This is a genomic window from Xanthomonas campestris pv. campestris str. ATCC 33913 (genome assembly GCF_000007145.1).
Classification (GTDB): Bacteria; Pseudomonadota; Gammaproteobacteria; order Xanthomonadales; family Xanthomonadaceae; genus Xanthomonas; species Xanthomonas campestris.
In genome coordinates this window covers 942,547-964,600 of sequence record NC_003902.1, presented here as the reverse complement: position 1 = coordinate 964,600, position 22,054 = coordinate 942,547, and the positions used below count along the sequence as shown (strand labels likewise).

At 65.9% G+C, this 22,054-nt stretch carries 23 protein-coding genes; 10 read left to right on the top strand and 13 right to left on the bottom strand.

Translation table 11 applies throughout. From position 1 onward, the window contains the following. Positions 1–19: 19 nt before the first annotated feature. Positions 20–379, bottom strand: coding sequence for a protocatechuate 4,5-dioxygenase subunit alpha (locus XCC_RS04175; protein ID WP_011036041.1), 360 nt, complete (start codon positions 377–379; stop codon positions 20–22). Between the two features lie 9 nt (positions 380–388). Further along, positions 389–1,288 (bottom strand): gallate dioxygenase, encoded by a 900-nt coding sequence (locus XCC_RS04170; protein ID WP_011036040.1) that lies wholly within the window; start codon positions 1,286–1,288, stop codon positions 389–391. A gap of 236 nt (positions 1,289–1,524) precedes the next feature. On the opposite strand from XCC_RS04170, the gene XCC_RS04165 reads away from it, so the two are divergent. Further along, positions 1,525–2,199, top strand: a complete 675-nt coding sequence (locus tag XCC_RS04165; protein ID WP_011036039.1) for a GntR family transcriptional regulator — start codon at positions 1,525–1,527, stop codon at positions 2,197–2,199. A 174-nt stretch (positions 2,200–2,373) separates the two neighbouring features. Here the strand turns inward: XCC_RS04165 and XCC_RS04160 are convergent, their stop codons facing one another. The 5 genes from XCC_RS04160 to ubiH form a co-directional block, all read right to left on the bottom strand. Next, complete coding sequence (locus XCC_RS04160; RefSeq protein WP_014506747.1) at positions 2,374–3,321, bottom strand: SphA family protein; 948 nt, start codon at positions 3,319–3,321, stop codon at positions 2,374–2,376. A gap of 195 nt (positions 3,322–3,516) precedes the next feature. Next, positions 3,517–3,948, bottom strand: a complete 432-nt coding sequence (locus XCC_RS04155; RefSeq protein WP_011036037.1) for a nuclear transport factor 2 family protein — start codon at positions 3,946–3,948, stop codon at positions 3,517–3,519. Positions 3,949–4,062: 114 nt separating this feature from the next. Beyond that, entirely contained in the window at positions 4,063–4,779 is a 717-nt protein-coding gene (locus XCC_RS04150; protein WP_011036036.1) for an alpha/beta fold hydrolase, read from the bottom strand. Between the two features lie 102 nt (positions 4,780–4,881). Next, positions 4,882–6,063: a UbiH/UbiF family hydroxylase gene (locus XCC_RS04145; protein ID WP_011036035.1), complete on the bottom strand. Its 1,182-nt coding sequence runs from the start codon at positions 6,061–6,063 to the stop codon at positions 4,882–4,884. Further along, the gene (ubiH, locus tag XCC_RS04140) at positions 6,060–7,268 is read right to left on the bottom strand and encodes a 2-octaprenyl-6-methoxyphenyl hydroxylase (protein ID WP_011036034.1); all 1,209 of its coding nucleotides are present in this window, start codon (positions 7,266–7,268) and stop codon (positions 6,060–6,062) included. Before ubiH ends, XCC_RS04145 begins: the two co-directional genes overlap by 4 nt. Positions 7,269–7,459: 191 nt before the next feature. Here ubiH and XCC_RS04135 point away from each other — a divergent pair, with 191 nt between their 5' ends. From XCC_RS04135 to XCC_RS04095, 9 genes are all read left to right on the top strand, one after another. Then, entirely contained in the window at positions 7,460–8,038 is a 579-nt protein-coding gene (locus XCC_RS04135; RefSeq protein ID WP_011036033.1) for a hypothetical protein, read from the top strand. Position 8,039: 1 nt separating this feature from the next. Continuing rightward, positions 8,040–8,597, top strand: a complete 558-nt coding sequence (locus XCC_RS04130) for a cob(I)yrinic acid a,c-diamide adenosyltransferase (RefSeq protein WP_011036032.1) — start codon at positions 8,040–8,042, stop codon at positions 8,595–8,597. A gap of 38 nt (positions 8,598–8,635) precedes the next feature. Beyond that, entirely contained in the window at positions 8,636–9,544 is a 909-nt protein-coding gene (locus XCC_RS04125; RefSeq protein WP_011036031.1) for a histone deacetylase family protein, read from the top strand. A gap of 130 nt (positions 9,545–9,674) precedes the next feature. Continuing rightward, positions 9,675–12,104 (top strand): LPS-assembly protein LptD, encoded by a 2,430-nt coding sequence (lptD, locus tag XCC_RS04120; protein WP_011036030.1) that lies wholly within the window; start codon positions 9,675–9,677, stop codon positions 12,102–12,104. Further along, entirely contained in the window at positions 12,101–13,492 is a 1,392-nt protein-coding gene (locus XCC_RS04115) for a peptidylprolyl isomerase (protein WP_011036029.1), read from the top strand. The genes lptD and XCC_RS04115 overlap by 4 nt, the downstream gene beginning before the upstream one ends. Positions 13,493–13,496: 4 nt before the next feature. After that, the gene (gene pdxA, locus XCC_RS04110) at positions 13,497–14,465 is read left to right on the top strand and encodes a 4-hydroxythreonine-4-phosphate dehydrogenase PdxA (protein WP_011036028.1); all 969 of its coding nucleotides are present in this window, start codon (positions 13,497–13,499) and stop codon (positions 14,463–14,465) included. 566 nt (positions 14,466–15,031) lie between these two features. Then, entirely contained in the window at positions 15,032–15,820 is a 789-nt protein-coding gene (gene rsmA, locus XCC_RS04105; RefSeq protein ID WP_011036027.1) for a 16S rRNA (adenine(1518)-N(6)/adenine(1519)-N(6))-dimethyltransferase RsmA, read from the top strand. A 77-nt stretch (positions 15,821–15,897) separates the two neighbouring features. Further along, entirely contained in the window at positions 15,898–16,281 is a 384-nt protein-coding gene (gene apaG / locus XCC_RS04100; RefSeq protein WP_011036026.1) for a Co2+/Mg2+ efflux protein ApaG, read from the top strand. A gap of 28 nt (positions 16,282–16,309) precedes the next feature. Continuing rightward, positions 16,310–17,284: a symmetrical bis(5'-nucleosyl)-tetraphosphatase gene (locus XCC_RS04095; protein ID WP_011036025.1), complete on the top strand. Its 975-nt coding sequence runs from the start codon at positions 16,310–16,312 to the stop codon at positions 17,282–17,284. A 45-nt stretch (positions 17,285–17,329) separates the two neighbouring features. Here XCC_RS04095 and XCC_RS04090 read toward each other — a convergent pair whose 3' ends face one another. The 6 genes from XCC_RS04090 to XCC_RS04065 form a co-directional block, all read right to left on the bottom strand. Then, a complete protein-coding gene (locus tag XCC_RS04090; RefSeq protein ID WP_011036024.1) occupies positions 17,330–17,824 on the bottom strand; it encodes a dihydrofolate reductase in 495 nt (164 codons plus the stop codon). Between the two features lie 72 nt (positions 17,825–17,896). Continuing rightward, entirely contained in the window at positions 17,897–18,691 is a 795-nt protein-coding gene (locus XCC_RS04085; protein WP_011036023.1) for a thymidylate synthase, read from the bottom strand. Continuing rightward, positions 18,688–19,578, bottom strand: a complete 891-nt coding sequence (gene lgt, locus XCC_RS04080) for a prolipoprotein diacylglyceryl transferase (RefSeq protein ID WP_011036022.1) — start codon at positions 19,576–19,578, stop codon at positions 18,688–18,690. The genes XCC_RS04085 and lgt overlap by 4 nt, the downstream gene beginning before the upstream one ends. A gap of 54 nt (positions 19,579–19,632) precedes the next feature. Continuing rightward, a complete protein-coding gene (locus XCC_RS04075; protein WP_029217141.1) occupies positions 19,633–20,124 on the bottom strand; it encodes a TPM domain-containing protein in 492 nt (163 codons plus the stop codon). Then, the gene (locus XCC_RS04070; RefSeq protein WP_012439177.1) at positions 20,124–21,029 is read right to left on the bottom strand and encodes a TPM domain-containing protein; all 906 of its coding nucleotides are present in this window, start codon (positions 21,027–21,029) and stop codon (positions 20,124–20,126) included. Before XCC_RS04070 ends, XCC_RS04075 begins: the two co-directional genes overlap by 1 nt. Positions 21,030–21,381: 352 nt before the next feature. Continuing rightward, a complete protein-coding gene (locus tag XCC_RS04065) occupies positions 21,382–22,002 on the bottom strand; it encodes a LemA family protein (protein ID WP_011036019.1) in 621 nt (206 codons plus the stop codon). Positions 22,003–22,054: the final 52 nt, after the last annotated feature.

Here is a 22,054-nt window from a genome sequence, read left to right as displayed (position 1 = left end):
GGACGTGCGTGAGGTGGGATCAGCGCGCATCGGGTACGCGTCGCGTCTGCATGAAGGCTTCAAAGGTCTCGCCGCGCATGATGGCGTAGACCTGCAGGTTGGTCATGCGCACCACCCGGGCGAACTTTTCGATCACGAAGAAGTTGGCGCCGTACTGCACCAACCCCAGCCAATCGCGCGCGCGGATCAACTCTTTTTCCTGCTCGCTGAGGTCGGCCTCCTGCATCAACGCCTCGGCATCCTGCAGGAAGCGGTCGCGCCACGGCGCGCGAATCATGTGCCAGAAAAAGCGGTTGATCCGCAGCGCGCGATTGCTGGTGCGCAGATCGAACACATAGGTGCCGCCGAGTTGGTCCATGCCTTGCACTTGTGGATTCATGTCCGATCCTCAGGCTGCATTCGCGTTTGCGTGCCCAAGCCAGTCGGCAGAGCGCGGGGCATCGGCGCGTTCTTCGCCGGGCTCGTACAGCACCACGGTCATTGCGGTGGTGGTCATCAGGTAATAGTTCTGGTGCAGCTTGCGGATCGGCCCACCCATCGCGCCGCGCATCGCCAGCCACATGATCTGCTCCACGCTTTCCGCGCCGCCCAGGCGGACGTAGTCGGTATGCGTCAGGTCGGTCAGCGTTTCCGGTGCGTGCTGGAAGCGGTCCAGAAATTCCATGTCCCACTCGGTGTTGTTGAAGCCGGTGCGCTCGCCATGGATCTGGTGCGACAACCCGCCGGTGCCCACCACCACCACCTTGAGATCTTCCGGATACGACTCGATCGCCCGCCGCAGCGCCTGGCCCAGGCGGTAGCAGCGGCGCGCGGTCGGCAGCGGGTACTGCAGGACATTGATGGCGATCGGTACCACCGTGCCGGGCCAGTCAGGCACGTGCGGCCACAGCAGCGGCAGCGGCGCGGCGCAGCCGTGGTCGATGGGCTTGTCCTGGAATACGGTCAGATCGAATTCGTCATTGACCAGGCATTCGGCGATGTGGGCCTGCAGCTTGACGTCGCCCCGGATGGGCGGCAGGTCCCGCAAGCCGGCGCCCTCGTCGGCGATCGGGAAACGCTCGCCGACGCCCAGTGCGAAGGTCGGGTACAGGTCGAAGAAGAACGTCGTGCAATGGTCGTTGTAGAAGAACACCAGCACGTCCGGCTGCTGTTCGGCCAGCCAGTTGGCCACCGGGGTGTAGCCGTCGAACAACGGCTTCCACAGCGGATCCTGCTGTTTGCCCTTGTCGTAGGCCACGCCGATGGTGGGCACGTGCGAGGTGCCGATCCCGCCAATGATGCTTGCCATGCTGCACTCCTGCGAGGCGAGCGGCCGGACCGCGTCATGCGGAACAGCGCGCGTCAATGTGGGTGGGATCGATGGCGCTTGGGATCCCAAACTCGATCAACCGGGACGGCTTCGCCCCGAAACGGTATCCTTGGGATCCAAATTGCCATCAAGCGACCTCATCCGCAAGGTTTTTGTGCGGGCTGCATCGAGTTTTGCCACTCGGGCGGGCAGGCAGCACGGTTAGGCGCGAGAGAATGGAGCCCATGGCGAACAACCACCGATTGCAAGCGGTCCAGCAGCTACGCGAACTGATCCTGTGCGGCACCTTTGCGCCAGGCGAGCGCATCACCGAGGCCGCCCTGGCCGAGCGCCTGGCGATTTCCCGCACCCCCATCCGTCAGGCGCTGCCTGCGCTTTGCCAGGAGGGTTTGCTGGTGCAGGCGGGCAACCGCGGCTACGCAGTGCGCCGCTTCAGCCAGCAGGAGAGCCTGGACGCGCTGGCGGTCCGGGCCCTGATGGAAGGTATGGCTGCGCGCGCGGTGGCCGAACAAGGCGCCTCCGCCACCCTGCTCGCCGCACTGCATGGCTGCCTGGACGAGGGTGACCGCATCCTGGCCAAGCGCACCCTGGATGCCAGCGACGAACTGGCCTACGGCGATATGAACGCGCGGTTCCACCGGATGATCGTGATGGCGGCCGACAAACCGATCCTGACCGAGACAGTGGACCGCTGCACGCTGGTGCCGTTTGTCAGCCCCACCAACGTGGTGTTCGGGCAACGCTCGCCGACGCTCGCCTACGACGATCTGTTCTACGGCCACCGCCAGCACGGCGCGATCGTCACCGCCATCGAGCAACGCGATGGCGCGCGCGCCGAACTATTGTTCCGCGAGCATGCCAACACGCAACGCCACAGCATGGGGATGTAAGTCTGCGGCTCGGCTGCGTTTGCATCGCAGCCAAACCGCGAAAGTAGCCTGCGTCAATACTCACGCGCGTGTCCACCCTGTCGTTGCGCAAGCGCGCAGTGCGAGTTGCGCCCCTCCTGCACTCCACGTCACGTGCATGCCGGCTTTGCGCCCGCATGCACGCCGTAGCGCACGCTACAACGAATGCACGTACATCAGGTTCACGCTGTTACCGGCGACCGAATTCTCCACGTCCAGCGGGATGTACAGATTGAGGTTGAACAGGTTCTTTGCATCCACGCGCCAGGACAGCCCAGGACCCAGATACAGCTGCATGCGCTTGCTGTCGGCCACGCGCTCACCGTTGGTCCGGTTGTCTTTGAGCTGCTGCAGGAAATAGCCGTTCACACCCACGCGCAGTTGCTCGCTCACTTTCACCGAGCTGGCAAAGTTGACCCAGACCGCATCGCCGGCCTGGCCGTTGCGAAACCGGAACCCCGGGATTGGTGGCACGCCACCGGCGCGATCGGTGCGGAAATTGTAGAGATAGTTGATGCGCGCACTGATTTCCCAATTATCGGTGGGCTGCACCGTGAATGCCCACTGCGGTGCGATCGACCAGAAACCGGTGCCCTGGTTGATGGCGATGTCGCGATCAAACTTACCGACCGGTGCGAACAGATCCAGCGCAAAGCGCTGAAAGAAGAACACACGCCCGTCCCGCATGACCGGCGGCATCTGCAGCGCCGGACCGAACGAAATATCGCCCATGCCAAACCCATTGCTGCGCAAGCGCACCGGGCTGTCGGCTGCGAACGAGGTGTCGTAATTCACCAGCGGGATGATGGTGTTGAAACTCAGCGAGCCGCGCCCCAGCGAATACGGGGTCACGTAGATCAACTGGGTCAGCAACGCACTGACCCCGACCTGCGGGTCGCGAAACGCAGGCGAGTTATCCCCGCGCGCATTCTTGATCGCATCCAGATCGTAGTAGCGCAGGTATTCCAGCACCGTCCAGCCAGGCGTGGTGGAGCCGAAGCCATCCATGAAACTGGTGCCGCCCAGGTTGATGCCCTGCGGCATGGCCACTGTGTCGGGCGCTGCCTGCGCAAGGACGACCGCCGGTGCCAGCGTGCCGAGCAAGAGGGCCAGCCTGCCCGCATGCTGGCGGCGCGACCGGGACGATGAAGGACGACGACCAACAGACAAGCATGCGCGTTCCACCAGGCGATTCTCCGATAAGGATGGGCGATTGAGGCAACGCGACAGGGGGGAGGAGCGGTGGTGCAATGCCGCCCGGGTTCGTCGGCGGCATCGGTGAACAGCGGTGGTAGGTGTCTAGTGCGCTTCCACGCGCACCAGCAATGCGCCGAGGCGTTGCTTGAACAGCCAATGCTCGTCCTGGCGCACTAGCACATCGTCGAACGTGCCAATCAATGCCGGCGCCTGTGCGGTCCACGGCGGCGGCGTGGTGGCCTGTGGTGCGCTGTACAGCACCACGTAGCTATGCGCATGGGCCAATGTGTCAGAGTGCACGCTGACCAGGGTATTGAGCATGAGATGGCAGGTACTACGCGGCGCACGTGCACGGAATGCCTCGCGAATCGCCTCACGCCCATGCACGGGTGTATCTGGCGCGCTCGGCCGTGCAAACACGCCATCGGCGGTGAACAATGCAGCCAGCGCGTCATGTTCATGGCGATCGTTGTGCAAGGCGAATCGGCGGATCAGCTGTTCGCAGGCAACGGTGATCGAAGCGTCTGGGGACACGCGGTGGCCTCACTGGCAATGGGTGCTACGGATAAAAATGCGGCGGGCGACGCTGACGTCAGCGCACGTGCATTGGCGAGCCGATGGGTCTGCCGTCGAACGGGGAGACGGTGGTCATGCAGCCAGCCAATCGCGCAGCGCGGCGCTGACCGCAGCAGGCGCTTCCACCGGCGTCATATGTCCGCTGTATTCGAACACCACCAACTGCGCGTGCGGGATCTGCCGCGCCATATCCTGGTGGCGTTCCAGCGGACTCCAGCTATCTTGCCGGCCAACGCCCAGCAGCGTCGGACACTGCACCTGCGCCAGCACGGGCGTGGCATCGGACCGGTTCAGTAGCGCGGTCACCTGGGCGGCATAGCTCTGCGGGGTCTGCCGCATGACCATGGCCACCAGCGCGTCCATCAGTTCGGCATCGTCGTGGCGGTCGGGGTGCAGCATCGGCGGCAGCCACTGCCGGGCCAGCACCTGCATGCCGGCACGGTGCGCAAGCTCCACCAGCGCACCACGCTGCGCATGCTCCTGCGCGTGCGCCGGATGCACGCCGGTGTCCAGCAGCGCCAGACGCTGCACGCGCTCCGGCGCCTGCCGCACGATCTCCAGCGCCACCCGGCCGCCCATCGAATGACCGGCCAGCGCAAACTGGTCTGGCGCGGCGGCCAATGCCTGTGCAGCCATCTGCTGCACGCTGTCGATGCCGGGAAAATCGAGCACCTGCACCTCGGCGATATCCGCCAGCGCCGCGCGTTGCGCGTCCCAGATGCTGGCATCGCACAGCAGCCCGCTCAGCAGGAGCAGCGGCGGGGTGAGGTGTGCTGAAACGGAAGTCATGGCCCGACTGTAGCCAGCCCGGGCGCATCCGTCGTATGGAACATGCGGCCTTCGCTATTAGCGCTTGAACATAGCGGCCAGCAGAATGTCAGCGCAGTGCGCCTACGCGTTGCCGGACGCGCGCTTCCACAGCAGGTCCACCAGCGGTGGCAGCTTGCCTGCCGCCCCCAGCACCGAGCCGCGCAGCAGGGTTAGATGCATCTCGTCGTTGGAGAACACGCGGTTGATGGCGTCGAACCCATACGCAGCGACGGTATTTTCGCTGCGACGCGTGCGCGCCCAGCGTTGCAGCCGGTGCGGCGCGGCCCAGTCGGCGCGACGCGCCAGAGCGTCGTGCGCCAACGTTCTCAACGCCGCGACATCGCGCAATCCCAGATTCACGCCCTGCCCGGCCAGCGGATGCACCACGTGCGCGGCATCGCCCAGGGTCAGGACGCGGCCGCTGACGTACTGCTGCACCAGTTGCCGCTGTAGCGGGAACGCCGCGCGCGGCGAGCTCACCTTCACCGCGCCCAGACGGCCAGCAAAGGCCTGGGTCAGCTCGCGCGAAAACGCAGCATCGTCCAGATCCAGCACGCGCTCGGCATCGGCATCGGGCAAGGTCCACACGATCGAACTGCGGCCATCGGTGAACGGCAGGAAGGCCAGCGGGCCGGTGGTCAAGAAGCGCTGCCAGGCCGTGGCCTGATGTGCGTGTTCGGTGTCCACGAAGGCGACCACGCCGCGCTGCGCGTAAGGGTGCCGCGCGACCGGCAGCCCAGCCAACTCGCGCAGCGTGGAAGACGCACCGTCGGCGGCGATCGCCACCGCGGCTTCCAGCCGGCTGCCGTCATCCAGGCGTAGACGCACGCCGGTGGCGTCCTGTTCCAGCTCGACCACGCGCGCCGGGCAATGCAGCGCGATGCCTCGGGCATGCACGGCCGCCCACAGGCGATCGACCAGCAGATCGTTCTCGACGATCCAACCCAACTGTTCGCGGCCCAGCGTATCTGCATCGAAGCGCAGTTCACCGCCGCCACCGGCATCCCACACCCGCATGCGGCGATACGGCTGCACGCGCGCGCCGCGCACGTCCTTCCACACGCCAAGGCGCTCCAGCAGCGCGGCGTTGTCGGCGGCAAATGCGTAGACGCGCAGGTCCGCAGAATCGGCACGCCAGCGCGGTGGCTCGCGGCCCTCCACCAACGCGACCTGCAAACCGGCATCGGCCAGCGCCAGTGCGCACGCCGCACCGACCACGCCGCCGCCGACGATCACGGCATCACGTCCCAAGCGCCGGCTCATGCCTGGCTCCGGCAGAGCTGCGGCACGTCGCCACGGAATCCCATCGCCCCACCGACCAGCATCGATTGCAGCGGTGCCGCCTGCGAGGCGGCCAGCAGCCCCAGGCTGCGCAACGGGCGTAGCAGCGGCGCCGGGTTGCCGGTGAGCCGTGCCAAGCCGCTGGAAAAACCGATGGTGTGGTCGCGATCCACCCGCCGCCGCGCCAGATACTCCGCCAGCAACGGCGCTGCGCCGGCATCACTGCGGTCGGGTTCGATCAGTTCGGCCAGCGTGAGCGCATCGCGCAGACCCAGGTTGAAGCCTTGCGCGCCGATCGGGTGCAGCGTTTGCGCGGCGTTGCCCAGCAGCACCACGCGCTCGGCCACCACGGTATTTGCCAATATCTGCACCAGCGGATACGCACTGCGTTCGCCACTGGCAACAAAACGCCCCGCACGCCAACCGGCGGCGCGTTGCAGCCGCGCCAGCCAGCCAGCCTCATCGAGCGCTGCAACCGTCTCGGCCTCGGCCCGCGCCACACAGTGGATTGCACCGTAATGACGGTCGCCACGCGGCAACAGTGCGGTCGGCCCATGCTCGCCGAAGCGCTCCCAGGCCGTGCCATCGGGCGGGCGTGAGGCGCGCACGCGTGCTACGAACAAGGTCTGCAGGAAATCGTGTTGTTCGGTGCCGATATGCAGCAGTTCGCGCACCGCGCTATGGCTGCCATCGGCGCCGACCACCAGCCGCGCACGCACCAGCTGCTCGCCGTCGGCAGTGGCCAGGCGCACCGCGCGAGAGCCGTCCTGCACCGGTTCCACGCCGATACAGCGCGCCGGGCGGTACCGCTGCAAGCTACGCAACTCATCCAGGCGCGCCTGCAGGGCCTCGCCGAAATCCCGTGCCACCACCACCTGCCCGAAGCTGTCGCGCCCGTAGTCGGCAGCGTCCAGCTGCACCCGGCCAAAGTCGCCGGCACGGCTCACATGGATGCGCCGGATCGGGCCCGGCGCGGTGCGCAACTTGGCCATCACACCGAGCGCGCCGAGCGCGTTGACGGTCGCGGCGGCGAAACTGAGGTTGCGTTGATCGAACACCGCCGGGGGTGCGCCGGCCGGCGTGGCCTCCACCAGCCCCACATCCAGGCCGATGCGGTCCAGCGCAATGGCCAGGCTCGAGCCCACCAGCCCGCCGCCAACGATCAAAACGTCATGTGCGTGTATCATCGCCACATGATAAGCCTTCGACCCTGGCCCGTTGCCGCCCCCGGGGTGGGACACGTTGCCGCGTCTGCTGCGGAACCCTGGCCCATGGCCTCGACCGGCGTCCCCGCAGGTGGCGACCACGCGCTCGCCCGGCGCGGGCATGCCGGGTTCCACGCTACACTCGCGAGTCTGTAATCCGGCCACTTCCGCGCATGACGCCTCGTTCGCACGACACCCTGGTCCTGAGCCTGCTCGCCGTCCTGATGGCGGCCACGCGCATCCATCATTTCGGGCAGGTCCCGGACGCCTCCTGGGCCGTGTTCTTCCTGGGCGGATTCCACCTTGCGTCGCGCACCAAACTGGCCTTCCCATTGCTGATGGGATTGGCGGTGGCGATCGACTGGCTGGTGATCACCCAGCAGGGCATGAGCTTCTGGGCGCACTACTGCGTCTCGCCGGCCTACTGGTGCCTGATCCCGGCGTACTTCGCGCTGTGGGCCGGCGGCACATGGCTGCGGCGGCACTACCACGGCGCGCAGTGGAGCGCGCTGGCCAAGCTGGTGCCCGCGCTGCTGATCTCGGTGGCGCTGTGCCAACTGATCGCCCAGGGCAGCTTCTACTGGATCAGCGCCAGCGTGGCCGAGCCAACCCTCGCCGGCTGGTTCAAAAACTACACCGACTGGCTGTGGCCCTACCTGCGCAGCGCAGCGCTCTACGTTGCCGCCGCAGCGGTGATCCAGGTGGTTGCAGAGCGCCTGACCAGCCCACACGGCCAGGCGCAGGCCGGCTGAGATGGGCAACCGGCTCTCCCGCATCTATACGCGCACCGGCGACGATGGCAGTACCGGCCTCGGCGACGGCAGCCGCACCGGCAAGGATGCGCTGCGCGTCAACGCCTACGGCACTGTCGACGAGGCCAATTCGGCAATCGGCGTGCTGCTGGCCGCACCCAACGTGCCTGAGCCTGTCGCCGCCCTGCTGACCACCGTGCAGCACCAGTTGTTCGACCTGGGCGGCGAGTTGTGCATCCCGGGCCATGCGGCCATCGACGCCGACGACATCGCCGCGCTGGAACGGCAGTTGGACCATTTCAATGACGACCTGCCCGCGCTGAAGGAGTTCATCCTGCCAGCCGGGGGCGAAGCTGCCGCGCGCTGCCATCTGGCGCGCACCATCGTGCGCCGCGCCGAACGCGAAACCGTCGCGCTGTCGCGACAGGAGCCGGTGCGCAGCGAGGCGATCGGCTATCTCAACCGCTTGTCGGACCTGCTGTTCGTGCTCGCCCGTGTACTGGCACGCGCCGATGGCCAGCAGGAAGTGCTGTGGCGGCATGACCGCCGGCGTGGCTGACCGTGCGCATTACCGCGCGGACAGGCTAGATTGCTCCCATGTTGGTCTTCACCCATCCCGCCTGCCTGGGCCACGACGCCGGCCCCGAGCATCCCGAAAGCCCCGCACGGCTGACCGCCGTGGTCGAGGCCCTGCGCGACGCGTTTACCGACCTCGACTGGCGCGAAGCGCCGCTGGCCAAGCTCGGCGACCTGTGCCGCGTGCACGAGCGCGAACAGGTCGATGCGGTACTGGAGACCAATTTCCAGGGCTACCACCAGCTGGACGTGGATACCTTGATGTCGCCGGGCTCGCGCGCCGCCGCGCTGCGTGCGGCCGGGGCCGGCATTGCGGCGGTGGATGCGGTGATGCAGGACGGCGCAGGCACGGCCTTCTGCGCGGTGCGCCCGCCCGGCCATCACGCCACCGGCCAGGTCTCGATGGGCTTTTGCCTGTTCAACAACATCGCCGTGGCCGCCGCCCACGCCCGCGACCGGCACGGGCTGGAGCGCATTACGGTGGTGGATTTCGATGTCCACCATGGCAATGGGACCCAGGCGATCTTCGAACGCGACCCAACCGTGCAATACCTCAGCACCCACCAATCGGGCCTGTACCCGCACTCGGGCAGCGTGCATGAGCGCGGTATCGGCAACATCCACAACCTGCTGTTGCCTCCCGGCAGCGACGGCCTGCGCTTTCGCAATGTGTGGGAAGACGAGATGCTGCCGCTGATCGACGCCTTCCGCCCGCAGCTGGTCCTGATTTCCGCCGGCTTCGATGCGCATCTGCGCGACCCGCTGGCCGATCTGATGCTCGACGCCGACGACTTTGCCTGGCTGACCGGTGCGCTCCGCGCGCTGGCGACCCGGCATGCGCGCGGCAGAGTGGTATCGATGCTGGAAGGTGGCTACGACCTGCAGGCACTGCGCGAAAGCAGCGTGGCCCACGTCGGCGCGCTGCGATGAATCCGGCGGCCCAGCGCGGCGCCCGGACACCATGGCGATGAACCTCGCCCCCCTTCCGCAGGGACTCTTCATTGCCCCTATGCGGGCTATACGGCAAGCTAGCCGCCATTTTACTGGTTGAACTTCACGCGTGCGCCGAGCTCTCCGCCTGCTGCCCCTGCCCTTGAGCATTGCCATTTGCCTGCCGGCAATGGCTGCCGACAAGCCGTTGAACTGGGGACTGTGCCCGGCCGTGGACCCGCTGCCAGGCTTCGACGGCGCGCCCGCCGCCGATCCCAAGGCCGCAGAAATACGCCAGCAGTTGCCCACCGACATCGAAGGTGACCAACTTTCCGGCACCAGCACCACCCCGCAGTACCAGGGCAATGTGGCGCTCAAGCGCGGCGACCAGTTCCTGGGCGCGGACAACCTGCGCATGGACACCGAGACCGGCAACTACATCGCCGAGGGTAATGTCCGCTACCAGGACACCTCCTTCCGCATGGTCGCCGACCGTGCCGAGGGCAACCAGGACACCGACAGCCACAAGGTCACCAACATCCAGTATCAACTGGTGGACCGGCGCGGCAACGGCGGCGCCGAATCGGTGGACCTGCAGGGCCAGGTCGGGCAGATGCACCGCTCCACCTACACCACCTGCGACCCGTCGCAGCCGATCTGGCGCGTACGCGCTCCCGAAATCGACGTCGACAACGACGAAGGCTTCGGCACCGCGCGCAACGCCGTGCTGCAGATCGGCAAGGTGCCGGTGCTGTACTTCCCGTGGTTCAAGTTTCCGATCGACGATCGTCGCATGACCGGTCTGCTGTTCCCGCAGTTCGGCCTGTCCGGCCGTAACGGCTTCGACTATCTGCAGCCGATCTACCTGAATCTGGCACCGAATTACGATGCCACCTTGCTGCCGCGCTATATGAGCAGGCGTGGCTTCATGTTCGGCACCGAATTCCGCTATCTATACGACGGCGGCCGCGGTGAGATCACCGGCAACTACCTGCCTAATGACAATCTGCGCAAGAAGGACCGCGGCAGCGTCTTTTACAGTGGCTACCACAACGTCAACAGATATTGGCAAGCGCGTAGCAGCATCTCCTGGGTCAGCGACACGCGCTACGTGGAAGATTTCACCAGCCGCATCAACGGCATGGGCTCGGCGTCAAGCATACAGAGCACCGTGGGCATCTACGGCACCGGCGAGACCTGGACCGCAGGCCTGATGGCCGACCGCTGGCAGCTGACCGACTACACTCTGGACGAGCGATCACTGCCTTACAACCGGCAGCCGCGCGCATATTTCACCTGGGAAAAGCCGTTCGGCATTTTCGAAGCCGGCGTTTATGCCGAGGCGGTGCGCTTTACTCATGACGACTCTTATTTAGTCCAGCCTCCCCGTGACGGGAACACCAACGGCGACGACGGGGACGATTACGTCCGCACCAACATACGCAATCAGGAATACGGCAGCGGCTCGCGTCTGGATCTCAAACCGTATATCTCGATGCCATTGTCCGGCTCAGCCTGGTTTTTGACGCCAACTGTGGCGTGGCGCTATACGGCATATCAGCTGGATTCGACGTTGGCTAACACGGCGCCACTGACCGGTGATCGCTCGCCGACGCGCAGCCTGCCGATCGCCTCGTTAGATGCCGGGCTGTATTTCGACCGCGAGACCTCGCTGTTCGGCACCAAGTATCTCAATACATTGGAGCCGCGCGCGTATTACCTATATGTGCCTTACCGTGAGCAAAACGACTTACCCGTATTCGACACACGCCCGTTCACCTTCAGCTATGGCCAGCTGTTCCGCGACACGCGCTACACCGGTGCCGATCGACAGAATGACGCCAACCAGTTGACCCTGGCTGTGACCTCGCGTTGGTTGCGTCAGGACGATGGCCGCGAAAAACTCTCGTTGAGCGCAGGTCAAATACTGTATTTCAACGATTCGCTGGTAACGATCAATAACAGCACCAATGCCGCCGCTGGCAGCGAGCAGACCATCGAACAAGGAAAGTCTGCGTGGGTAGCCGACGCCAACTACATGATCAACGACCGCTGGTCGATGGGCGCCACCTATCAGTGGAATCCCAACTCGCGCAAGGAAGATCTGGCCAGCCTGCGCACGCGTTATCTGCTCAACAACGACGGCATCATTAATTTGGCGTATCGCTACCGTCGCAACCTCATTGATGAAAGCGACCAGCTCAAGCAGGCCGACTTCTCCTTCCTGTATCCGATCAATCCCACCTGGAGTGCGGTTGGTCGGTATTACTACTCGCTGCTGGACCGCAAGCCGCTGGAAATCATCGGCGGCGTGCAGTGGGACAGCTGCTGCCTGGCGGTGCGCGCCCTGGTGCGCCGGTTCGTGCGCAACCGCGACGGCGAGATGGACAACTCCATCCAGTTTGAGTTCGTGCTCAAGGGCCTGAGCTCGTTTGGCCAGAACACGGACCGCACTTTGCGCCGTGCTATTCTCGGCTATTACCGCGACGACCTCTACCTGGTCCCGCCCAGCAACACCACGACTAATCCGGACGATTACGATCCGAACTTGATTCCATGACCAAGCCTTTCTCTGTACTTCTCGCCTCGCTGCTGGTGATCACCAGCACGGTCTCGCCGCTGGCCTCGGCACAGCAATCCCAGCCGCTGGATCGCATCGCTGCCATCGTGGATGAAGACGTGGTGTTGCAGAGCGAGCTGGATCGCGCTGTGCGCAACGTCAAGTCGCAATACGCCGGACGCGACAACCAGCTGCCGCCGGACGACGTCCTGCAGCGGCAGGTGCTCGAGCGCCTGGTGCTAGTCAAGTTGCAGGTCGGTCGAGCAGAAGGCAGCGGTATCCGCGTCAGCGACGAGGAACTGAACCGCGCCATCGCCAGTATCGCCCAGCAGAACGGCACCTCCGTGGACGGCCTGCGCCAGAAGCTGGCGGCTGACGGCATGGGCTATGCCGATTTCCGCGCCTCGGTGCGCGATGAAATCATCGTGCAGCGCCTGCGCCAGAGCTTTGCGCAGAGCCGCATCAGCGTGAGCGAAGGCGAAGTGGACACCGCACTGGCCCAGCAGGCCACGACCGGTAGCCAGTACCACCTGGCGCATATCCTGGTCGGCCTGCCGGAAGGCGCCACGGCCGAACAGATTGCCACTGGCCAGAAGAAGGTCGACGGCGTCAAGGCCTTGATCGACAAGGGCGAGCTGGACTTCTCCGCAGCTGCAGTGCGTTATTCGGATAGCCCGAATGCACTGGAAGGTGGCGACCTGGGCTGGCGCAGCCTGGACGAGATTCCCAACGCATTCGCCCAGCTGATCCGCGACATGCAGCCTGGCCAGGTTGCCGGGCCGCTGCGTGGCCCCAGCGGTTTCCAGTTGCTCAAGCTGGTGGAAATGCGCGACGCCAATGCAGGCGGCGAAAAGAAGGTCCTCACCGAGTACAACGCACGGCACATCCTGGTGCGTATCGGCGACAACCAGACCGAAGCGCAGGCCAAGGCCAAGATCGACACGCTGCGTGCGCGCATCGTGGGCGGCGCTGATTTCCAGGCAACGGCGAAGGAGTCCTCCGAGGACACCAACAGCCGCGGTCAGGGTGGCGACCTGGGCTGGTTCCCAGCCGATGCGTTCGGCCCGGACTTCGGCAAGCAGGTTGAAGGCCTGACCGATGGCGCGGTGTCCGAGCCGTTCCGCACCCAGGCCGGCTGGCACATCGTGCAGCGTGTTGGTACGCGCCAGACCGATGTCAGTGCGGAAAACCAGCGCGCCCAGATCCGCGAGACGATCGGTCGTCGCAAGCTGGAAGAAGAGTACAACCGCTATCTGCAGGAACTGCGTGGCGAGGCGTTTGTGAGCTTCCGCACCGGCGACCGTGCCGACGCCGATGCCACCGCAGCGCCTGAACCGGCGGCTGCACCTGCTGCACCGACGCCGCCGCCGGCCCAGCCGACGCGCTAAGCCGATGGTCCCCTCGCTCGCGCTGGTGCCAGGCGAGCCGGCCGGGATCGGGCCGGAACTGTGTATCCGGCTCGCCCAGCAGCCGCGCTCGGATGCCCATCTGATCGCGTACGCCGATCCTGACACCCTGCACAGCGCCGCCAAGGCGCTGTGTTTGTCTGTCCGCCTGCTCGATCCCGACCAGCACGCACGCCTGCCCGGCGATCTGCCGCTGCATCCGGTCCGTCAGGCCGCCCCCACCCGCTTCGGCACGCCCGATCCCGCCAATGCGGCCGCAGTGATTGCCGGCTTGCTGGGAGCAGCAGGCGACTGCCTGTCTGGCAAGCTGCAGGGCATCGTCACCGGCCCGGTACACAAGGCCGTGATCAACGCCGGCGGCATTGCCTACACCGGCACCACCGAGTTGCTTGCCGCACAGGCCGGCTGCCCGGTGGTGATGATGCTGGCCAACAGCATCGTGCGGGTGGCGCTGGTGACCACTCACTTGCCACTGCGCGCGGTGCCGGAGGCGATCACCGCCGAGGCGCTGGCGCGCTGCCTGCGCATCACCGCCACTGCCATGCAACGGGACTTCGGCCTGGAACATCCGCGCATCGCCGTGCTCGGTCTCAACCCGCATGCTGGCGAAGACGGGCTGCTCGGCCGCGAAGAACTGGACGTCATCATTCCGGTGCTCGATCAATTGCGTAGCGAAGGCATGCAGCTGATCGGCCCGCTGCCGGCCGACACCGCCTTCCTGCCGCAGAAGCTCACCGACTTCGATGCGGTGGTGGCGATGTACCACGACCAGGGGCTGCCGGTGCTCAAGTACAGCGGATTCGAGCAGGCGGTGAACATCACCCTCGGCCTGCCCTACCCGCGCGTGGCGGTCGATCACGGCACCGCGCTGGAACTGGCCGGGCGTGGGGTGGCCGATCCCTCCAGCCTGCTTGCCGCGACGGCGCTGTGTGCACGCCTGGCAGCACGCAGCTGATTCGAAAGATCGGTGCCGCGCAGCGGCAGACCCGGTTCAGCACGTGAGCGAATGCCGCCGCGTCGGCACCGCGCTTCACCGCCACCACCAGCCATGCGTTTGTTGCTGTGCCACTCCGGCCTGAGGTCAACGTGGCATTAGGGCCGAGGGTCATCGCGTTTGCAGGCGAGGCATCGCCGGCATGTTCAAGGTGATTTCCGTCAGCGGCCTTTACCGTGCGGACACCTGTGCGGAACGTGATGCACTGAATGTCAGGCACAGCCGCGCTCTACTTTCGCGTGTCGCAAACGCCGCACCCAAAGTGGCACACCGCGCCCTCCCGTATTGGATTGGCGATGTGTGCAGCGAACGCTCGCTTGTTAGAGAGCCGATTGCCAGCTGCGCCTATCTACATCGGCCAGTAGTTGGGGGTGGCACGTCTGTCGCCACGGATGCTGCTTTGGCGCTCACCCGCAACTGCGCGAATCAGCGCCAGGCCAAGGCCAACAGCGCCAAATCAATCAGCTCTTCGGTAGACGCACCAGGCGCGTGCCGCGGGCATGCCCGCGCTCCGTTAAACTCTGCGCATGAATTCCTCTTTCAGCGCACCGGCCAAGAAGTCGCTCGGCCAACACTTTCTTGCCGACCGGTATTACATCGACCGGATCGTCCAGGCAGTGGACCCGCGCCCCGGCCAGCATCTGGTCGAAATCGGCCCCGGCCAGGGCGCGATCACCTTTCCGCTGCTGCGCAAGCACGGCGCATTGACCGTGATCGAGTTCGACCGCGACTTGATTGCGCCACTGACCGACGCCGCTGCACCGATCGGCCAGCTGCAGATCATCCACCGCGACGTGCTCGCCGTGGACTTCACCGCAGTGGCCGATGGCACCCCGATCCGCTTGGTCGGCAACCTGCCCTACAACATCTCCTCGCCGATCCTGTTCCATGCGCTGGACCATGCCGGCGCAGTGGCCGACATGCACTTCATGCTGCAAAAGGAAGTGGTCGACCGCATGGCGGCCGGCCCGGGCAGCAAGGTCTATGGCCGGCTGAGCGTGATGCTGCAGGCCTATTGCGAGGTGACCGCGCTGTTCGTGGTGCCGCCGGGCGCGTTCCGCCCGCCGCCCAAGGTGGACTCTGCGGTGGTGCGGCTGGTACCGCGCGATGCGGCCAGCGTGTTGATCAAGGACCGCAAGCGCTTTGCCGATGTAGTGCGCGCCGGCTTCGGGCAGCGCCGCAAGACCTTGCGCAATGCCTTGTCCACGGTCTGCGAGCCAGCGCATTTCGAGGCCGCCGGGGTGCGCCCGGATGCTCGCGCCGAGCAGCTGGAGGTTGCCGATTTCATTCGTCTGGCCAATGTCGAGCTGGCTTGAATCACCACGCCCGACGCGGCGCGAGACAGACCGCACGCACTCACCTCAAAGTACAGAACACCCTCTAAACTTTCCCCATGCAAGATGATCCGCGCTACCGGGTCGAGGTCGAGGTGTCACCACGCTTCCTCGCCCATCAATCGACTCCGGAAGAAGGCCGCTACGCCTTCGCTTACAGCATTCGCATCCAGAACGCCGGCGCCGTGCCAGCGCGACTGATTGCGCGCCACTGGAAAATCACCGACGCCAACGGCCGCACCGAGCAGGTGGACGGCGAAGGTGTGGTCGGCGAGCAGCCGCGGTTGCGTCCGGGCGAGGCCTTCCACTACACCTCCGGTGTGCTGCTGGAAACCGAACAGGGGCAGATGCAGGGCTACTACGACATGGTGGCCGACGATGGCACCGAATTCACCGCGCCAATCGCCGCCTTCGTGCTGAGCGTGCCGAGGACGCTGCACTGATGGATGCTGCATTGAGGGAGCACGCGCGATGAGCGTCTGGGCAATTGGCGATCTGCAGGGGTGCTACGATATCACCCAGCAGCTGCTGGAAAAGATCCGGTTTGACCCGGCCCAGGACACGCTGTGGTTCTGCGGCGATCTGGTCAACCGCGGTGGGCAATCGCTGGAAACGCTGCGCTTGGTGCACTCGTTGCGCGCGCATAGCGTAGTGGTGCTTGGCAATCACGACCTGTCGCTGCTGGCGATCGGCGCGCGCTCGGAAGAAGAACAACGCAAGGTCAACCCGGACCTACAGCGCATCGTGCTGGCAGAAGACCGCGACGTGCTGCTCGACTGGCTGCGCATGCAGAAGCTGGCGCACGTGGACCGCGAGCTGGGCTGGATGATGATCCATGCCGGGCTGGCGCCCAAGTGGACCACGCAGATGGCCGAGAAGCATGCGCGCGAAGTCGAGCAGCAGTTGCAGGGCGGTGGCTATCGCAAGCTGCTGCGCAACATGTACGGCGATCAGCCGGGCTGGTCGCCTGGCCTGAGCGGGTACGACCGCAGCCGCGCGATCATCAACCTGTTCACCCGCATGCGCTATTGCACGCCACGTGGGCGCATCGCCACCGACGACAAGGGCACACCCGGCACCCAGGCCCAGGGCCTGTACCCCTGGTTCGAAGTGCCGGGGCGGGTGGAGCGCGATCTCAAGATCGTCTGCGGCCACTGGTCGGCGCTGGGGCTGACCATCACCCAGGGCGTGCATGCCATCGATACCGGTGCGGTGTGGGGCGGCAAGCTCACCGCCTTGCAACTGGATACCGACGAACTGCGCGTGGTGCAGGTGCCCGGTCGTGAGGTCACTGCGCCGGCAACGGCGCCGCGTGCACCGCGTCGCCCGCGCGAACGCCAGGGCCGGCAACGCGCACGCGGTGGGCGTGGTGGCGGCAATGGCAATGGCAATGGCGGCAATGCTGCTGCACCCGCTGCAGCGCCGGGCGACGCGCCCCAGGAGTGAGCCCATGCGCGCGTCGGTGCCACCGGGCCCGACGCAAGGAGCCCATCAGCGGCGCTGGTAATCCACGAAACTGAAAGCGAAGGCGTGCCGCGCGTCTGCCGCATGCGCGCTGCGCTCTGCGGGCACCCACACCGCCGGGTCGATCGGAGGGAAGTGCGTATCGGCGCCCTCGACGGCCGTGTCCACTTCGGTAACCGCCAGCAGATCGGCGCGCTCCATGGTCAGGCGGTACACCTCGCCTCCCCCGATCACGCACAGCTCCTGCGCACCTTCCTGCGCCGCGCGTTCGATCGCCTCGTCTACCGAAACCACTGCATGCATGCCCTCGAAAGGCACCTGCCCCGAGCGCGTCAGCACCAGATTCAGGCGCCCTGGCAGCGCACGGCCCAGTGACTGCGCGGTCTTGCGCCCCATCAGGATCGGCTTACCCAGTGTCAGCGCCTTGAAGCGCTTCAGGTCATCGGGCAGCTTCCACGGCAGATCGTTGTCGCGGCCGATGGCGTGGTTGCGGTCGAAGGCGACGATGAGCGAGAGTTTCATGAGGGCAAAGACGTCCGTTCAAACAGAGCGTCAGCGTAGCGCAGCGCCTGTCGAGACCCTGCGCTGTCGTGCTCACACCGCCACCGGCGCCTTGATCGCCGGATGCGGGTCGTAGCCGTCGATCGCGATGTCCTCGAAACGGAACGCGAACAGGTCGGTGACATCCGGGTTCAGGCGCAAGGTTGGCAGCGGACGCGGCGTGCGCGTGAGCTGCTCGCGGGCTTGTTCGAAATGGTTTGAATACAGGTGCGCATCGCCCAGTGTGTGTACGAAGTCGCCCACGCCCAGGCCGGTGGCCTGCGCCACCATGTGGGTCAGCAACGCATAGCTGGCGATGTTGAACGGCACCCCCAGGAAGATGTCGCCGCTGCGCTGGTAGAGCTGGCAGCTGAGCTTGCCGTCCACCACGTAGAACTGGAACAGGCTATGGCAGGGCATCAAGGCCATTTGCGGCAACTCGCCGACATTCCAGGCACTGATCACCAGCCGGCGCGAGTCCGGGTTGCGCTTGATCTCGTCCACCAGCCACTGCATCTGATCGATCTCGACGCCGTCCGGACCGGTCCAGCGTCGCCACTGCTTGCCGTAGACCGGGCCGAGGTCGCCGTTGGCATCGGCCCACTCGTCCCAGATGCGGACCTGGTTGTCTTTCAGGTACGCGATGTTGGTATCGCCCTGCAGGAACCACAGCAGCTCATGGATGATCGAGCGCAGGTGCAGCTTCTTGGTGGTGACCAGCGGAAACCCGGCATTGAGGTCGAAGCGCATCTGCCAGCCGAACACGCTGCGCGTGCCGGTGCCGGTGCGATCGGACTTCTCGGCGCCGTACTCGAGCACGTGCTGCAGCAACTCCAGGTACGGCTTCACTTGGCCGCCTCCACACCTGCTGCAGCCGGCACCACCGGCTGCAGGACCGGCGCGCGGCGCGACAGCGCCAGCAGCACCAGGCCCACGCCGATCAACGGCAGGCTCAGGATCTGCCCCATCGTCAGCCAGTTGAAGGCCAGGTAGCCCAGCGGTGCATCCGGGACGCGGACGAACTCCACGATGAAGCGGAACACGCCATACAGCAGCGCGAACAGTCCCGACACCGCATAGCGGGCGCGCGGCTTCATCGAGAAGGTCCACAACACCACGAACATCACCACGCCTTCGAGCGCGGCTTCATACAGCTGCGACGGATGCCGGGCGAAGCGGTCCAGCGCGCCGGCCGCGTACTGGGCCTGGAGTTGCGCGGGCGGCCAGTCAGCCAGCTCCGGCGCATGCGGGAAGATCACGCCCCAGCCGGCCTGGGTGAACTTGCCCCACAACTCGCCGCCGACAAAATTGCCCAGCCTCCCGAAGCCCAGGCCCAACGGCACCAGGGGCGCGACAAAATCCATGACATCGAAGAAATGCAGGCGGTGCCGGCGCGTCCACAGGCCGCAGGCGATCAACACGCCCAGCAGCCCGCCGTGGAAGCTCATGCCGCCTTCCCACACCTTGAACAGGATCAGCGGGTTGGCCAGGAAGGTGTCGAAGGCATAGAACAACATGTAGCCGATGCGCCCGCCGAGCACCACGCCGAGCATGCCGTAGAACAACAGGTCGGAAAATCCGTCCATGTCCACGCCGGGCAGGCGACCGCGCAGGATGCGCGAGCGGCCCAGGGCCCAGGCGGAAAAGAACGCGGCCAAGTACATCAACCCGTACCAGTGCACCTGCACCGGGCCAAGCGAGAAGGCGATGGGGTCGATGGCGTGCAGATAGATCATGCGGACCGCGGATCACGAAAAAGCGAGGCCGCTATTCTGACATCTACGGCGTCCTCAGCCGAGGATGTGCGGCCGATTGGGCAGCTCGTCTTCATGCTGGGCCTGGGCAGCGGCCGGAAAATGCGCGCACAGCAGTTCGGTCACCGCCTCCACCCCGGCCAGCACGGCGGCCTCGTGCTGACCATCGCGCAGGAACTGCTGCATGCGTCGGCAGACCTCGGCCCAGGCCGCGTCCGGCACCAACGCACGCAGCCCACGGTCGGCCACCACTTCAATGGCATGGTCCGCTAATAGCAGATAGATCAGCACACCGTTGTTGGCTTCGGTATCCCAGGTGCGCAGCTGTGCGAACGCCTGCTCGGCACGTTGGCGAGCGCCGTGACCGCGCCAGAGCGCCGCCGCCGACAGATCCGCCTCCACCGCCACCATCACCTGACCGGTGTGCAACTGCTCGCTGGCCGCGATCGCCGCGGCGATGCTGTCCATGCTGCGCGGCGGAAAGCTGCGGTGCGCCGAGGGCGCAAACATGTGTCTGATCCAGCGCATCACCAGCTCCCCGAGGCGCCACCGCCTCCCGACGACCCACCACCCCCGCCCCAGCCGCCACCGAACCCGCCGCCGCCAAAGCCACCGCCGCGCCCGCCGCCACCGAAACCACCAAATCCGCCGCCCCAACCGCCACCACCGATGGAGCGGCCGCCGGAACCGGACGCCAGGCCAACGACCAATCCGGCAACCGCCGCGCCGATGCTGGCAAACACCAGTGAGGTCAGCAGCAACGCGGCCGCGCCGGCCGCTGCACCGCTTAGCACTCCGCGCACCGGCCGCGGCAATGCCCGCAGGAACACCCGCGCGATCAGCGCGACGAACACGCCGATGAACAGCGCCATGACCCAACTACCGCTGTCGCTATCGCTCAGATCCGACGCATGCCCGCTCACCGGCGCGGGCAAGGCCTCGCCTTCGATCAGCCCGGCCAGCGTGGCGGTGGCGTCACGGATGCCGCCGCCGTAATCGCCCTCGCGGAACCGCGGCGCCAGGTACTCCTGGATGATGCGGTTGGCCACGATGTCGGGAATCGCCCCTTCCAGGCCATAGCCCGGTTGAATCCTCACCCGGCGGTCGTCCTTGGCCACCAGCAGCAGCACGCCATCGTCCACGCCCTTGCGGCCAATCTTCCATTGGTCGAACACGCGCTGGGTGTATTGCTCGATCGCCTCCGGCTGGGTGGTCGGTACGATCAGGATCTGCAACTGCGCGCCCTTGCGTTGCTGCAGGGCCAGCGCCTGTTGTTCCAGCTGCTGGAGTTGGGTGGCATCCAGCGTGCCGGTGGTATCCACCACCGGCGAGCGCAACGGCGGGATGGCGGCCAGATCCTGCGCGACCACCGTGGCCGGCAGCAGTGCGCAGAACAGCCACAGCATCCACAGGGCATATCGACGCTGGGGCATTACAGACTCCAAAGGGCGGCATTGCCCATCGACATAACTGCCACGTTTTCAGGCACATGGCGCGTGGGGCCTGGCGCCGCGCTGTCGAACATGGCCGCATGCCACCGCAGGCAATAACGAGACAGAAACGGCGAGCCCTGCGTGGCGGCTGACCTGGTAACAGTGTTTGACCCAGAGCGTTCGTCGATGCAACCACTGCGAAGTCGCGTAGCAGCGCGCGGGGCATTGGCGTCACCGCACACACCTCTGACGCAATGCCTGGCCTCCATCACAGCGACGTGCGCGCCGCCGCCAACGGCCGGCCGCCTCATCGACGGCCAGCCATCTACTCGCTGCCCACCACTGCGCCGCATTACTGCGCAGGCTGCGGTTGCTGCTGCGGTGCCGGCTGCGTGCCGAAATTCACCTCCGGCGCGCGCGAAATCTGCGCCTCGTTTTCCACGCTGAAATTCGGCTTGGGCTGGTAACCGAAGATCTTGGCGGTGATCACCTGCGGGAACGAGCGGATGTAGGTGTTGTAGTCCTGCACGGTCTGGATGTAGCGGCCGCGCGCCACGGTGATGCGGTTTTCGGTGCCTTCCAGCTGCACCTGCAGATCACGGAACGATTGGTCGGACTTGAGCTGCGGGTAGTTTTCGCTGACCACCAGCAAGCGCGACAGCGCACTGCCCAGTTCGCCCTGCGCCTGCTGGAACCGCTTGAGCGAGGCTTCGTCATCGGCATTGACCTGGATCTGGCCCACCCGGGCACGCGCGTTGGTCACTTCGGTCAGCACCTGGCGCTCCTGCTGGGCATAGCCCTGCACGGTACGCACCAGGTTGGGAATCAGATCGGCGCGGCGCTGGTACTGGTTGAGCACCTCCGACCACCCCGCTTTGACGCCTTCTTCCTTCTGCTGGATCGCGTTGTAGCCGCAGCCGGACAGCGAGGCGGTGAGGACCAGCAGCACCAGGGCGCGAATCAGGACGGGCATGCAGGCGATTCCATGACAAGGGACCGCGAGCATGCCACGGCGCCAGTCAAGC